The 15,056-nt window shown below is 70.7% G+C and carries 12 protein-coding genes; 7 read left to right on the forward strand and 5 right to left on the reverse strand.

What is annotated here, in order from left to right; translation table 11 throughout:
• Positions 1–176: 176 nt before the first annotated feature.
• Entirely contained in the window at positions 177–1,601 is a 1,425-nt protein-coding gene (glnA, locus tag J2X60_RS17860) for a type I glutamate--ammonia ligase (protein ID WP_070418787.1), read from the reverse strand.
• A 141-nt stretch (positions 1,602–1,742) separates the two neighbouring features.
• Between glnA and J2X60_RS17865 the strand changes: the two genes are divergently transcribed.
• Positions 1,743–2,210 carry an RDD family protein gene (locus J2X60_RS17865; RefSeq protein WP_070418788.1) on the forward strand — a complete coding sequence of 156 codons (468 nt, stop codon included), beginning with the start codon at positions 1,743–1,745 and terminating at the stop codon, positions 2,208–2,210.
• A gap of 475 nt (positions 2,211–2,685) precedes the next feature.
• On the opposite strand, the gene J2X60_RS17870 is transcribed toward J2X60_RS17865, so the two are convergent.
• Positions 2,686–3,414 (reverse strand): DUF4191 family protein, encoded by a 729-nt coding sequence (locus tag J2X60_RS17870; RefSeq protein WP_309779440.1) that lies wholly within the window; start codon positions 3,412–3,414, stop codon positions 2,686–2,688.
• Positions 3,415–3,540: 126 nt separating this feature from the next.
• Between J2X60_RS17870 and J2X60_RS17875 the strand changes: the two genes are divergently transcribed.
• Entirely contained in the window at positions 3,541–4,329 is a 789-nt protein-coding gene (locus J2X60_RS17875; RefSeq protein WP_309889430.1) for a hypothetical protein, read from the forward strand.
• A 73-nt stretch (positions 4,330–4,402) separates the two neighbouring features.
• Here J2X60_RS17875 and sucB read toward each other — a convergent pair whose 3' ends face one another.
• The 3 genes from sucB to J2X60_RS17890 form a co-directional block, all read right to left on the reverse strand.
• Positions 4,403–5,917, reverse strand: coding sequence for a 2-oxoglutarate dehydrogenase, E2 component, dihydrolipoamide succinyltransferase (sucB, locus tag J2X60_RS17880; RefSeq protein WP_071295246.1), 1,515 nt, complete (start codon positions 5,915–5,917; stop codon positions 4,403–4,405).
• A gap of 49 nt (positions 5,918–5,966) precedes the next feature.
• Positions 5,967–7,340 carry a dihydrolipoyl dehydrogenase gene (lpdA, locus tag J2X60_RS17885; protein WP_309889437.1) on the reverse strand — a complete coding sequence of 458 codons (1,374 nt, stop codon included), beginning with the start codon at positions 7,338–7,340 and terminating at the stop codon, positions 5,967–5,969.
• A gap of 154 nt (positions 7,341–7,494) precedes the next feature.
• A complete protein-coding gene (locus tag J2X60_RS17890; protein ID WP_309889439.1) occupies positions 7,495–8,973 on the reverse strand; it encodes a leucyl aminopeptidase in 1,479 nt (492 codons plus the stop codon).
• 76 nt (positions 8,974–9,049) lie between these two features.
• Between J2X60_RS17890 and J2X60_RS17895 the strand changes: the two genes are divergently transcribed.
• From J2X60_RS17895 to J2X60_RS17915, 5 genes are all read left to right on the forward strand, one after another.
• Entirely contained in the window at positions 9,050–9,982 is a 933-nt protein-coding gene (locus J2X60_RS17895; protein ID WP_070418794.1) for a proteasome assembly chaperone family protein, read from the forward strand.
• Positions 9,983–10,127: 145 nt separating this feature from the next.
• Positions 10,128–11,447: an MFS transporter gene (locus J2X60_RS17900; protein ID WP_309889441.1), complete on the forward strand. Its 1,320-nt coding sequence runs from the start codon at positions 10,128–10,130 to the stop codon at positions 11,445–11,447.
• A 192-nt stretch (positions 11,448–11,639) separates the two neighbouring features.
• The gene (locus J2X60_RS17905; protein WP_309779443.1) at positions 11,640–12,908 is read left to right on the forward strand and encodes an RNA polymerase sigma factor; all 1,269 of its coding nucleotides are present in this window, start codon (positions 11,640–11,642) and stop codon (positions 12,906–12,908) included.
• A 4-nt stretch (positions 12,909–12,912) separates the two neighbouring features.
• Entirely contained in the window at positions 12,913–14,172 is a 1,260-nt protein-coding gene (locus J2X60_RS17910) for a MurT ligase domain-containing protein (protein ID WP_309889444.1), read from the forward strand.
• Complete coding sequence (locus tag J2X60_RS17915; protein WP_309779445.1) at positions 14,169–14,942, forward strand: hypothetical protein; 774 nt, start codon at positions 14,169–14,171, stop codon at positions 14,940–14,942. Before J2X60_RS17910 ends, J2X60_RS17915 begins: the two co-directional genes overlap by 4 nt.
• Positions 14,943–15,056 lie beyond the last annotated feature (114 nt).

Genomic DNA, 15,056 nt, shown 5'->3' on the forward strand with positions numbered 1-15,056 from the left:
GGGAAGGAACGTGCGAGGGGACCGCCTGGAGGCGCGGTGCCGGCCCGCCGGGCGTGCGCCGCGCCTCCAGGCAGGCACGTTCTCACCCGGTAGCCGGGCCCGCAGGCGAGTGTCGGCACAGCGAGAACGCCCCCGCACCGGAGAAGCGGTGCGGGGGCGTTCGTGTGCGGTGCGCGTCAGACGCCGAAGTAGAGCTCGTACTCGAACGGGTGCGGGCGCTGCGCGAGCGGGAGGATCTCGTTCTCGCGCTTGTAGTCGATCCAGGTCTGGATGAGGTCCTCGGTGAAGACGTTGCCCTTCGTGAGGAACTCGTGGTCCGCCTCGAGCGCCTCGAGCGCCTCGTCGAGGGAGCCGGGGACCTGGGGGATGCCCTTCGCCTCTTCCGGCGGGAGCTCGTAGAGGTCCTTGTCGACCGGCTCGTGCGGCTCGATGCGGTTCTGGATGCCGTCGAGGCCCGCCATCAGCTGCGCGGCGAACGCGAGGTACGGGTTGCCCGAGGCGTCCGGCGCGCGGAACTCGATGCGCTTGGCCTTGGGGTTCGTGCCCGTGATCGGGATGCGGATCGCGGCGGAGCGGTTGCCGGCCGAGTAGACCAGGTTGACCGGGGCCTCGAAGCCCTTCACCAGACGGTGGTACGAGTTGATCGACGGGTTCGTGAAGGCGAGCAGCGCCGGGGCGTGCTTGAGGATGCCACCGATGTACCAGCGGGCGAGGTCGGACAGGCCGCCGTAGCCGTTCTCGTCGTAGAACAGCGGCTTGCCGTCGCTCCAGAGCGACTGGTGGGTGTGCATGCCCGAACCGTTGTCACCGAAGAGCGGCTTCGGCATGAACGTGGCGACCTTGCCCCACTGGTCGGCGGTGTTCTTGACGATGTACTTGAACTTCAGGATGTCGTCCGCGGCGTGGACCATCGTGTCGAACTTGTAGTTGATCTCCTGCTGGCCGCCGGTGCCCACCTCGTGGTGCGAGCGCTCGAGCTCGAAGCCCGCCTCGATCAGCTTGAGGGTGATGTCGTCGCGGAGGTCGGCCGTCTTGTCGACCGGCGACACGGGGAAGTAGCCGCCCTTGTAGGGGGTCTTGTTGGCGAGGTTGCCGCCCTCTTCCTCGCGACCGGTGTTCCAGGCGCCCTCTTCGGAGTCAACCGAGTAGAACGACTTGTTCTGGGTGACCGAGTAGCGGACGTCGTCGAAGATGTAGAACTCGGCCTCGGGGGCGAAGAACGCGGTGTCCGCGATGCCCGTCGACGCGAGGTACTTCTCCGCCTTCTTGGCGACCTGACGCGGGTCACGGCCGTAGATCTCGCCGTTCCGCGGGTTGTAGATGTCGAAGATCATGATCAGCGTGCGCTCGGCGCGGAACTGGTCGATGTACGCCGTCGTCACGTCGGGGATGAGCTGCATGTCGGACTCGTGGATCGACGCGAAGCCGCGGATCGAGGAGCCGTCGAAGAGCTGGCCGACCGAGAAGAAGTCCTCGTCGACGGTGGAGGCCGGGATGTTGAAGTGCTGCTGCACACCCGGCAGGTCCGTGAACCGGATGTCGAGGAACTTGACGTCGGTGTCCTTGATGAAGGCCAGGACCTCGGAGGAATCGCTGAACATGTGGGCCGATCTCCAATGGGTTGGGTGATGTCGGAGGGTCCATCTCGGCACCCTCCGACGAGGCTATTGACACCGAGTTTCCCGGACATGACTGGATTGTTTCGTGCGTGTTACGTCGACCCGTTCGCCTACGCTGGGACCATGGCCCGCAGCACCAGTTCGTCGTCCGCGTCGTCCTCCGGGGGATCGGGGCATCCCGACGGCTGGCCGGGCAAGGACCTCGGTCTGCCGGAAGAGGGGCCCCGCAGCGTCGGGCGGATCGGCCGCCGGATCGTGGCCCTGCTGATCGACGGCGCGCTGGCCGACCTTGTGGCGTACGTGACCGGTGTGTGGTCGCCGGTGAACGGCTCGGGGGACATCGCACACTCGTGGATCCAGATCGCGATCTTCGCCGTGCTGCAGATCCTGTTCATCTGCCTGCTGTCGGGGTCGTTCGGGCACGTGTGCGTCGGGCTCCGGGTGGTGCCGATGCGCGGCGGATACGTCGGGGTCTGGCGGCCGGTGGTGCGGACGGTGCTGCTGTGCCTCGTCGTGCCGGCGCTGATCATCGACCGCGACAGCCGTGGGGCGCACGACCGGATCGCGGGGACGGTGTTGGTGCGGCGCTGAGGGGGCTGTGGCGCGGAGGGGCGAGAGCGCGGCCGTGCGGAGCGCGTGGCGCGGGCGGCGCGAGAGCGCGGCGCAGCACGGTGCGAGGTTCCGTCGTCAGTGCGAGCAGGCACCGGTCCCACGGTGCGCCGAACCTCGCACGGTGCGCGATCGACCCATCGCCGACGTTCGGACCGCCAGCGCACGGGACCCGCGCTGCACGGTGCGAAGTGCTTCGCCGGGCGTGGAGTTGCCCACTCGGCGCCGCACGACGAGCCCGCACCGCCTGGTCGACCTCGCACCGACTGGCGAGAGCCGCACCGTGCGAGGCCGCCGACGTCGCATGACGCCGCGCGGACGCCGTACTGCGCGCCGCCGCACTGCGCGACGCCGCCGACCCCACCGCGCCAGCGCCCGCCCTGCCAGGCGGCGCGCGGACGCAGAACGCCCCCGACCTGGCACGGTCGGGGGCGTTCGTCGGCTGTTGGGGAGTCCGTCAGCGCGGACGTCCCGCGCGGGCCCGCATCGGGTCCATCCCCTTCGGGATCGCCGCGGCCGGGCTCTGCGTGAGGGAGTCGAGCCGGTTCGCGACCGCCAGGACCTCGTTGCGGTTGAGCGCCTTCTTGAACTTGTTCATGGCACGGGGGAGCTTGTGCAGCGTCACGGAGTCGTCACCGTCGCCGTCCTTGCCGCTGGCCACGTGCACGACGTGCACCGGGACGTTCGGGACGATGCGCTGGACCTTGCGGCGCTCCTCGTCGACCTGGCGGTTGAGGTTGCCGCGCTGACCCTCGGTGATGAGCACGACGCCCGGGGTGCCGACGGCCCGGTAGACAGCGGCCTGCGAACGACCGTGCACCGCGACCGGCATCTCGCTCGAGCGCCACTGGCGGCGGAGCGAGTTCGACAGCACGGCACCGACGGCACCGGGCTGCCCCTCGATCTGCGAGTAGGCGGCACGTTCGGCCAGCCGACCGAGGACGATCAGGAAGAGCAGCACACCCAGCAGCACGCCGGCCACGATCCAGAGGATGACCGCGAGCCAGTTCTGCCCGGGCAGCAGCAGGGCGAGCAGAACGCCCAGCACCACCGGGACGACGAACGCCAGGGCGAACCACCAGACGGAGCTCGGGTCCGCCCGACGGGTCATCGTGAAGACCTGGTACATCTGCTTGAGACGACCCGGCTCCTTCGCCGTCGTACCTTGAGAACTGCTGCGTGCCATGCGACCAGGATACGGCCTGTCCCGACTTCCGAGGACCGTCGATGCTCTGGCTGTGGGCGAACAGCGTTCTCCACAGGACGGCGTCCCGTCCGCCGGAGGCTGGGCGGGCCCGGCCAGGCTGTCCGGATGCAGACGCTCTCCGATCACGTCCGGTGGCACGCGGTGGACGACGAGCAGCCGTTCCTCGCCTGGGTCGCCGACCGCGCCGCCATCGCCCCGGATCCCTCGGCACGGCACCTCGTCCCGGTCGTCGACGTCGGCCGGCTGGCGGACGGACGGCTCGCCGTCGACGTCCTCCGTCCCGCGGGGACGGTGCTGTCCGCGGCACTCGACACCCTCGGCACGCCGACCACCGGTGTCGCCGTGACGCTCACCGTCCCGATGCTCGAGCTCGCGGTGACCGAACGCTCCGGCGCGGTGCAGATCGGCTCCGCGGGGCTCGACGACGTCCTGGTGGACGATGCCGGTGCGGTCGTGCTGTGCGACCGGCCACCCGGGTCGGACGGCGTCCGTCGGTCCGACCAGAGCGGCGCGAGGGTCCTGGTCCTCGCGGCCCGGCTGGTGTGGGAGCGGATCGACGCACGCGCGCCGGACCGTCCGGCCGTCGATGGCGCCCTCGCCGAGGCCCTCGACGGCGACACGACGGCGGTGCGTGCGGCGTTGGCGGTGGTCCGAGCGGCCGCGGCGCCGCGCCCGGTCCGATGGGAACGGCCGTCGGACGACCTGCTCGTCGGGCTGCCCGAGCGCACGGCGATGCCACCGCGGCCGGCTGGTTCCCTCGAGACGGCGCTGCGCGGGGTCGTCCAGCACGGCCTCCTCATCGGCGGTGGGAGACGGCTGCCGCTCCGACGCGCGCTGGTGGGGGTCGTGGTCGCGGCGGGCCTGACCGCGGCGGTGGTCTTCACGATCGGCTGAACACGCCGGCAACGGGGAACGGCCCCGATCCACGGAGGGATCGGGGCCGTCCGGAGTACGACGAGCGCTGGGCTCAGTACCCGAGGTTCGGGCCGAAGTTGCCCTCCTCGAGGCGGTTCTTCACCGCGACGAGGTAGCGCGACGCGTCGGCGCCGTCGATGATCCGGTGGTCGTACGACAGCGCGAGGTAGACGAACGAACGGATCGCGATGGCCTCTTGCCCGTCGACCTTCACGACCGCCGGACGCTTCGTCACGATGCCCGTGCCGAGGATCGCCGACTGCGGCAGGAACACCACGGGGGTGTCGAACAGCGCGCCACGCGAACCGGTGTTCGTCAGCGTGAACGTGCCACCCGCGAGCTCGTCCGGCTTGAGCTGGTTGTTGCGGGTGCGCTCGGCGAGGTCCGCGATCGACTGCGAGAACTGCGCCAGGTTGAGCGACGCCGCGTCCTTGATCACCGGGGTGAGCAGGCCGCGCTCGGTGTCCACCGCGATGGAGACGTTCTCGGTCTCCGGGTAGACGATCTCCTCGCCCTCGACGGTCGAGTTGATCTTCGGGTGCGCCTTGAGCGCCTCGGACGCCGCGAGGGCGAAGAACGGCATGAAGGAGAGCTTCGAACCGGTCTTCTCGAGGAACTCGGCCTTGTGCGCGTCACGGAACTGCGCGACCTTCGTCACGTCCACCTCGACGACGCTGGTGAGCTGCGCGGTCGAGGTCATCGACTGCACGGCGCGCTCGGCGACGACCTTGCGGAGGCGGGTCATCTTCTCGCGGGTGCCACGCAGCGGCGACACCTCGGCGACGAACGGCCCGGACGGAGCCGCAGCGGCGGAACCACCGGCGGCCGGGGCCTTGGCAGCGGCTTCGGCGGCGGCGAGGACGTCTTCCTTGCGGATGCGACCGCCGACGCCGGAGCCGGTGACGGTCGAGAGGTCGACACCCTGCTCGTTCGCGAGCTTGCGCACGAGCGGGGTGACGTAGCCGGAGGCCGAGGCGTCCTGCGTCGGGTTCGGCACCGAGGCACTGGCGGCCGAGCCACCCGAGGCGGCAGCCGGAGCCGGAGCGGCAGCCGGAGCCGGGACCGCTGCCGGCGGGGCAGCGGCGGGCGGCGGGACCGGAGCGGCCTGCGGCACCGGGGCGGCGGCGGGCGGTGCTGCCGGGGCCTGCGGCGCAGCGGGCTGCGTCTGACCGGCGGGCGCCGGCTCGGGCTCGGTCGGCTCCGGGGCAGGGGTCTCGGACTCCTGCTCGGTGCTCGGTGCCGCCTCGGGCTCCTCGGCGTCGGCGGCGGCCTCGTTCGAGGACTCGTCCGACTCGGTGGAGCCGCCGTCGGAGGAACCACCGTCGGACGACCCGTCGCCGATCTTCACCAGCGCGGTGCCGACCTCGACGGTCTCGTCCTCCTGCACGAGGATCTCCTCCACGACGCCGGCGATCGGCGACGGGATCTCGGTGTCGACCTTGTCGGTCGAGACCTCGAGCAGCGGCTCGTCGACCTCGACCCGGTCACCGACGTTCTTCAGCCATCGGGTCACCGTGCCCTCGGTGACGCTCTCGCCGAGCGCCGGGAGGTTGACGGATTCGCTCATCGGGTGGACTCCTCTTCGCAGGGGTGGTTCGTGGTGGTGGTCATGGTGTTCACAGTGCGTGCAGCGGCTTGCCCGCGAGGTGCAGGAACGCCTCGCCGAGTGCCTCGTTCTGCGTCGGGTGCGCGTGGACGAGCGGCGCGACGTCCTCGGGGTAGGCCTCCCAGTTCACGGCGAGCTGTGCCTCGCCGATGAGCTCGCCGACCCGGGCGCCGATCATGCTGACGCCGACGACGGGGCCGTCGACCACACGGACGACCTTGACCGAACCGGACGTGCCGATGATGTGGCTCTTGCCGTTGCCGGCGAGGTTGTACTCGTACGAGTCCACCTTGTCGGCGCCGAACTGCTCTTCGGCCTTGGCCTGCGAGAGACCGACCGATGCGACCTCGGGGTCGGAGTACGTGATCTTCGGGATGTTCTTGTCCTCGATGATGACCGGGTTGAGCCCGGCGATCTCCTCGGCGACGAAGATGCCCTGCTGGAAGCCGCGGTGCGCGAGCTGCAGGCCCGGAACGATGTCGCCGACGGCGTACACGTTCGGGATGTTCGTGGCGAGGCGCTCGTTCGTGGTGACGAACCCGCGGTCCATCGCGACGCCGACCTCGTCGTAGCCGACGTTCTGCGTCACGGGGCCACGGCCGACCGCGACGAGCAGGATGTCGCCGTCGAAGGTCTTGCCGTCCTCGAGCGTGACGACCACGCCGTTCTCGTGCTGCTCGACGCCCTGGAACCGGACACCGAGCGAGAACTCGATGCCGCGCTTGCGGAACGCACGCTCGAGCTGCTTCGACATCGACTCGTCCTCGGCCGGGACGAGGTGGGGGAGCGCCTCGACGATCGTCACCTCGGCACCGAAGGACTTCCAGACGCTGGCGAACTCGACGCCGATGACGCCACCACCGAGGATGACGACCTTGTTCGGCACGTAGTCCATGCGCAGGGCGGTCTCGGAGGTGATCACGCGACCACCGATCTCGAGGCCGGGGAGCGACTTCGAGTAGGAGCCGGTCGCGAGCACGATGTTCTTGCCGGTCACGGTCTGGTCGCCGACCTGCACGGTGTTCTGCGAGGTGAGGCGGCCCCAGCCCTCGACGACGGTGATCCCGCGTGCCTTGATGAGCCCCTGGAGGCCCTTGTACTTCGACGAGATGACGCCCTGCTGGTACTCGATGACCTTCGGGACCTCGACACCGGCGAACTCGGCGATGACGCCGTACTTCTCGGCGTCGCGCGTCGCGTCGGCGACCTCGGCCGCGTGCAGCAGCGCCTTCGTCGGGATGCAGCCGCGGTGCAGACACGTCCCCCCGAGCTTGTCTCCCTCGATGAGCGCGACGCTCATGCCGAGCTCGGCGGCCCGGAGCGCAGCGGCGTAGCCACCACTGCCGCCACCGAGGACCACGACGTCGTAAGTCTGTTCCGTCACCTGGTGCAACTCCCTCGTGCGTGTCGGGACCGATCGGGCCCCACTGGACACCGCGGCGGCGGCGTCCGACGGTCGGACCGCATGGTTCCGGTCCCGTCCCGTTGGTTTCCGGCGGGGGCGCGTCGAGCGCGCCGTCCCGCCGGAGTCAAACCTACTACTTGGCCTGGAGCTCTTCTGCGAGCGAGATGAGCGTCCGGACCATGGCGCCGGTCGCGCCCTTGCCGAGCCACCCGTAGCCGCCGCCCTTGTTCTCCGACGGACCGGCGATGTCGAGGTGCGCCCACGGGATGCCCTCGCCGACGAAGCGCTCGAGGAACTTGCCCGCGAGGAGCATGCCGCCCGCCGGGTTGCCGACGGTGGCGTTGACCATGTCGGCGACCTCGCTCGCGAGTCGGGCGTCGAGCTCCTCGGGGAGCGGCATCGGCCAGATCGGCTCCGCCACGGCCCCGGCGACCGCGCGGACCTGCGCGACGAGGTCGTCGCTGCCCATGAGGCCGGTGGTGCGGTCGCCGAGCGCGACGACCTGCGCCCCGGTCAGCGTCGCGACGTCGACGATGGCGTCGGGCTGCTCGAGCGACGCGGCAGCCATGCCGTCACCCAGCACGAGTCGGCCCTCGGCGTCGGTGTTCGTGACCTCGACGGTCTTGCCGTTCTTCAGCGTGAGGACGTCGCCGGGGCGCGTCGCCGAGCCGGAGGGCATGTTCTCCGCCAGGCACAGCCACGCGGTGACGCGGACGTCGAGTCCGAGATGCGCGGCGGCGACGGTCGCGGCGAGGACGGTGGCGGCACCCGTCATGTCGGTCTTCATGCCGAGCATGGAGGCGGCCGGCTTGAGCGAGAGACCACCCGAGTCGAACGTGATGCCCTTGCCGACGAGTGCGAGGTGCTTCGTCGCGGACTCCGGCGCGTACCGGACGACGACGAGCCGCGGTGGGCGCTCCGAGCCGCGACCGACACCGAGGATGCCGCCGAAGCCCTGTTCCTCGAGCGCGGTCTCGTCGAGGACCTCGACGGTGAGGGGGAGCCCCTCGGCCTGCGCACGGGCGACGTCGGCGACGTCCGCCGGGCCGAGGTCACCGGCAGCGGTGTTGACGAGGTCGCGCACGAGCGTGGCGGCGTCGCCGACGATCGCCGGGCGGACGGTGGCGTCGGCCGCGGCGGAGGGTGCCAGCACGGTCACCTGCTGGTCCCCGCGGGCGGGACCGGTCGTGCCGGCGCCCTTGTGCCGGGTGAACGAGTAGGCACCGAGCGCGGCGCCCTCCAGTGCGGCGTCGATGAGCTCGGTCGTGTCGGTCGGCAGCGCGAGGACGATCGACGACGCGAGGGGGAGCTGGCGGACCGCGCTGCCGGCGGCCGAGCGGAGTGCCGCTGCGTCGGTGCCGGAGCCGAGCCCGATGAGCGCGATGCCATGCGCGTCGACACCGACGGCGGGGATACGCACGAGCTGGTCCTTCGCACCGGTCGCACCGATGGCGGCGAGGTCGATGCCGTCCAGCGCGGAGAACGGCGTCGTGGCGGGCGGCGCGATGGTCGCGGGAGCGCCGTCGGACCCGGGCCGGACACCGAGCACGAGGACGTCGGCGGAGATGGAGGCGGGAGCGGAGGAGTCAGTGGAGAGCGTCGGTCGGACCATGCCCCAACCCTATCCAGCAGGTGTTCGCTGTCGGCGTGGTCGCCCGGCACCGGGGGACACCGGCTCCCCGCCTAGCATGGGGACGGTGAACCACCCCGAGGAGCTCTACACCTTCGCCGAGGACGCGCCGTCCGTCCCCGAGGGGCTGCACCTGGTCGCCGGACTCACCGGGTTCGCCGACGCCGGCTCGGCCGTGGCGCAGGTGACGACCGCCGTCCTGGACGACCTCGAGACGGAGCTCGTCGCCGAGTTCGACCCGGACGTCCTGCTCGACTGGCGTGCACGCCGCCCGGTGATCACCTTCGAGCACGACCACATCGCCGCCGTCGAGCCCCCGCGGCTCCGGCTGCACCTCGTGCGTGACGAGATCGGCCAGCCGTTCCTCTTCCTCTCCGGGTACGAGCCGGACTTCCAGTGGAACCGGTTCGTCCGCGCGGTCACCGACCTCGCCGCCCAGCTCCGGGTCGCCGACACCACGTGGGTCCAGTCGATCCCGATGCCTGTCCCGCACACGCGCCCGATCAGCCTCACCGTCTCCGGCACGCGCGCCGACCTCGTCGAGCAGATGAGCGTCTGGAAGCCCGAGACCCAGGCGCCCGCGAACGTCCTGCACCTCGTCGAGCACCGGCTGTCCGAGCTCGGCGAACAGGTCACCGGACTCGTCCTGCTCGTCCCGCACTACCTGTCCGACACCGAGTTCCCGGACGCCGCCGTCGCGGCGCTCTCCGGCATCTCCGCTGCCACCGGCCTCATCTTCCCCTCCGACGAGCTGCGCGAAGAAGGACGCGAGTTCCGCACCCGCGTCGACGAGCAGGTCGCCGGCAACGAGGAGCTGCAGCGTCTGGTCGGGGTGCTCGAGGAACGGCACGACACCTACATGGAGGGCAACCCGATCGCGTCGCCGCTCACCGGCGTCGACGGGCAGGTCCCCACTGCAGACGCGATCGCCGCCGAGCTGGAACGCTTCCTGGCGGACCGCCGAACCGACGGCGACGCGAGCGGCGACTAGCCGTACCGACCAGCCGCACCGACATGGCGGAGGCGGGTCGCGCCTCCTGGGCCGTCGGACGGGAGGCGCGACACACGTCCGCCCCGCTCGTCACGTTCTCCACAGCCCGTCCCGGCGGCGGTGCCGCCCCCGCTAGCCTGGTGACGTGAACTCCCGCCGCGCCTTCCTCGTGTGGGGCGTCGCGGTGCTCGCGTACGTCCTCGCGGTCGTGCAGCGGTCCTCGCTCGGGGTCTCCGGGGTCGACGCGCAGGACCGCTTCGCGGTGTCGGCGGCGGTGCTGTCGACGCTCGCGGTCGTGCAGATCGCCGTCTACGCCGGACTCCAGATCCCGGTGGGGATCGCCCTCGACCGCGTCGGGCCGCGCCGACTCGTGCTGCTGGGGGCCGCGCTGCTCGTCGCCGGCCAGGCCGTGGTGGCGGTGTCGCCCACCATCGGGCCGGCGATCGCGGGGCGTGTGCTCGTCGGCGCCGGGGACGCGATGACCTTCATCTCCGTGATCCGCCTCGTGCCGATGTGGTTCAGCGGGCCGATCCTGCCGCAGATCTCGCAGTGGACCGGCAACCTCGGACAGGTCGGGCAGATCCTGTCGGCGTTCCCCTTCGCCGTGCTGCTGCACACCGCGGGGTGGTCGCCGGCGTTCGGCGTCGCCGCGGCCGCGAGTGCCGTCGGGCTCGTGCTGGCGTTCGTCTTCGTCCGGAACGGCCCCGTGCCGGTGCGTACCGACACGATCCCGCTGCCGCACACCTGGCGGGGCGCGTTCCACACCTTCGGGCACGCGCTGCGGCGTCCCGGTACCCAGCTCGGCTTCTGGTCCCACTACGTCACGCAGTCCTCCGGAACGGTCTTCTCGCTGCTCTGGGGCGTCCCGATGCTGCGCGGGCTGGGGTACTCCCCGTCCGAGGCGGCCGGCTTCCTCACCGTGATCGTCGTCACCGGGTTCGTCGCCGGGCCGGTGCTCGGCGTGCTCTGCGCCCGGTTCCCGCTGCGGCGGTCGAACCTGGTGCTCGGGATCGTCGTCGCCCTCGCCGTGGTGTGGACCGCCGTGCTCGTGTGGCCCGGACAGCCGCCCACGTGGTTGCTCGTCGTGCTCGTCGTCGTGATGGGGATCGGCGGGCCGGGGTCGCTCATCGGGTTCGACTTCGCGCGGTCCTTCAACCCCGTCGGCTCCCTCGGGTCGGCGAACGGCGTGGTCAACGTCGGCGGGTTCCTCGCCGCGTTCGTGATGATGTTCCTGATCGGCACGATCCTCGACCTCGCGTCGTCGGCGTCGGGGCAGACCGTGTTCGCGTGGACGAACTTCCGGCTGGCCCTCACCGTGCAGTACGTCGTGGTCGGGATCGGTGTCGTGATGCTGCTGCACGCCCGTCGTCGCACGCGCCGGGTGCTGCACGCCCAGGACGGAATACGGGTGGGGCCGCTCTGGGTTGCACTCGTTGCGCGCCTGCGGAAGCGGAGCGTGCAATAATGAACGCGGACCCGTTCGGGCCTCCTGTGTCTCGGAGCACTCCAGTGCGCCGCAGAAACCGGGGGACTTGACATGGGTCCTAGTGCTGCCCGGAACGGTAGGACCTGATGACGCGGGAGACCGCGGCGCAGGCCCTGGGCGGCGAGGGAGGCCACGACCCCACGAACGTGGCACGACGAGAGAGGTGATCGCATGGCTGCCCGGAGCACGACGATCGATCCCACGAAGGACACCGAGCCCGAGGGCACCGCAGCAGAGAGCGCTGCGGAAGCCGAGGGGACGGCCGCGCCGAAGAAGCGCGCCACCAAGACCACCGCCAAGAAGGCCGCCCCGAAGAAGGCCACCCCGAAGGCGAAGAAGAAGGCCGACGACGACGAGGACATCGACGAGGAGACCCCGGTCGCCGAGGCCGACGCGACCGACGACGCCGACACCGAGACCGACGAGAAGGACACCAAGCCGGACGCCGCAGCAGCTGTCGCCGCGGGTGCGCTGGTCATCTCGCAGTCCGACGACGACGAGGCGCCGGTCTACTCCACGACGATCACCGGTGCCACCGCCGACCCGGTGAAGGACTACCTCAAGCAGATCGGCAAGGTCGCCCTCCTCAACGCCGAGCAGGAGGTCGAGCTCGCGATGCGCATCGAGGCCGGCCTGTTTGCCGAGGACAAGCTGCAGCACTCGACCGGGCTCTCGAAGCCGGAAGAGCGCGAGCTGCGCTGGGTCGCCCGTGACGGTCAGCGCGCGAAGTCGCACCTGCTCGGCGCGAACCTCCGCCTGGTCGTGTCGCTCGCCAAGCGCTACACCGGCCGCGGCATGCAGTTCCTCGACCTCATCCAGGAAGGCAACCTGGGCCTGATCCGTGCGGTCGAGAAGTTCGACTACACCAAGGGCTTCAAGTTCTCGACCTACGCCACCTGGTGGATCCGTCAGGCGATCACCCGTGCCATGGCCGACCAGGCCCGCACGATCCGCATCCCGGTCCACATGGTCGAGGTCATCAACAAGCTGGCCCGCGTCCAGCGCCAGATGCTGCAGGACCTCGGTCGCGAACCCACCCCGGAAGAGCTCGCCCGCGAGCTCGACATGACCCCGGAGAAGGTCGTCGAGGTGCAGAAGTACGGCCGCGAGCCCATCTCGCTCCACACCCCGCTGGGTGAGGACGGCGACTCAGAGTTCGGCGACCTGATCGAGGACACCGAGGCAGTCGTCCCGGCCGACGCCGTCGGGTTCACGATGCTGCAGAAGCAGCTCGAGAGCCTGCTCGACTCGCTGTCCGAGCGTGAGGCGGGCGTCATCCGCATGCGCTTCGGTCTCGGGGACGGCCAGCCGAAGACCCTCGACCAGATCGGTGACACGTTCGGCGTGACGCGTGAGCGCATCCGTCAGATCGAGTCCAAGACGATGGCGAAGCTCCGCCACCCGTCGCGGTCGCAGTCGCTGCGCGACTACCTCGAGTAGGCCGATGCGCTTCGTCATCCCGATCCTCGTCGGGCGGATCCTCCGCGCCCTCGCACGTGCGCGGGGCGGGGGATCCGCCTACCCCGGGTACATCGTGCTCAAGCTGGTGCCGAACTTCCTCCAGCACGTCACCGCGCAGTTCCCGAACGGCGTCGTCTTCGTGCTCGGTTCGAACGGCAAGTCGACGACGACCCACATGATCTCCGACATCGTGCGGGCGCACGGGCTGCGGGTCTTCACGAACCCGTCCGGGGCGAACCTGCCGCAGGGCATCGCCTCGGCGCTGCTGTCCGAGGTGTCGCTGACCGGCAAGCTCAAGGCGGACATCGGCATCCTCGAGGTGGACGAGGCCTTCGCGGTCGAGCTCGCCGGGATCCTGTCGCCGTCCACCGTGACGATGCTCAACGTCCAGGTCGACCAGCTCTACCGGTTCTTCGAGACCGAGCGCGTCGCGACGATGATGCTCGACACCGCGGCGCTGTCGACCGCGAACGTCATCACCAACCGTGACGACCAGTTCCTCGACGCGTACGTCGGCACGGACGGCCAGCGCGTGCTGCGCTTCGGTGCCAGCGCCGAGGTCGTCGCCGCTGCACCGAACGGCCTGCAGAACGCCGACGACTTCGACCGGCAGGACGCCGTGCCGAACGTGGCCGACGCCGAGGTCGTGGTGAACACCGGCGACAGTGCGACCATCCGCTTCGACGGCGCCGAGATCTCCGTCCGCCTGCCGGCTCGCGGGCTGCACTACGCCGTCGACGCGGCAGCGGCCACCGCGACGGCGAGTGCCGCACTCGGTGCGCAGTTCCGCGCCGACGCCGTGACGTCGGCCTTCGGCACGATGAAGCCGGCGTACGGACGCGGTGAGCGACTCCCCATCGCGGGCGAGTCCGCCGAGTTCACGATGTTCAAGAACGCCGCGAGCCTCCAGCTCAACCTCGACGCCCTGCCGGACCACCCGGAACAGGTGCTCATGGCGATCGACGAGGGCACGCCGGACATCTCCTGGATCTACGACATCGACTTCTCGAAGCTCGACCACGTCGACGTCGTCTCCGGCGACAAGGCCTGGCAGATCGCGATCGCCCTCGAGCACGCCGGTGTTCGCATCGGCCGGGTCGAGCCCGACGTCGAGGCCGCGATCAAGCAGATGGAGCAGCTCGGTTCGACGACCTCCGGGACGAAGAACTTCATCGTCAACTACGAGATCATGATGATCGCCCGCAAGGCCCTCGGCCACCCGGACATGGAGAAGACCGCATGACGGCCGACCGGCTGACCATCCTGCACGTCTACCCCCGCCAGATGGGCGTCTCGGGCGACCGCGGCAACGTGGCGGCTCTGGTCCGTCGGGCCGCAGCCGCGGACATCGCCACCGAGGTGCTCGAGTACGCGCCGGGTGACGAGCTCCCCACCACGGCTGACGTCGTCGTGATCGGCAACGGACCGCTCAGCGCGATGCGGTCGCTCGGTGACGACATCGCACGCATCGGTGCGCCGCTCCGCGAGTTCGCCGCTACCGGGGTGCCCGTGGTGGCCGTCGGCGGCGGGTTCGACCTCGCCACGACCGAGGTCGTGCCGACGGACGGTGCTCCCGTGTCCGGCTTCGGGGTCTTCGACGCACGTGCCGTCCGCGGCGCCGAGCGTCGGGTGAACTACTTCGTGCTCGAGACCGCGTACCCGCTGCTCCCCGGAGCCCCGACGCGCCTCGCCGGCTTCGAGGACCACGCGACGCGGATCGAACTCGGTGCCGGTGTCCGGCCGTTCGCCGACGTCGTCTCCGGCGGCGGCAACCAGGCGGGCGCCCCGGTCGAGGGCGCGATCGTCGGCAACTCCTTCGGCACGCACACGCAGGGGCCGATCCTGCCGCTCAACCCGCAGCTGACCGACGGCGTCCTCGCCGCGGTCACCGCTCGGCTCGGCCGCGAGTACGCACCGGACCCGGAGCGCACCGCGTCGATCGACCGCTACGCGCGTGAAGCGCGGGCAACCGTCGACCGCTACGTCGACAAGGCGTTCAAGCGGATCGCCTGACGCGACCCGCAGACAGACAGGAGGCGCGGGGGCCGCTGGCACCGCGCCACCAGTCCGGTGAGCGCGCGCGGCGGTGGGGGCGACTTCGCCGCGTAGAGTGGGGTGGGGGAGGGG

Source organism: Curtobacterium sp. 320 (assembly GCF_031455235.1).
Lineage (GTDB): Bacteria > Actinomycetota > Actinomycetes > Actinomycetales > Microbacteriaceae > Curtobacterium.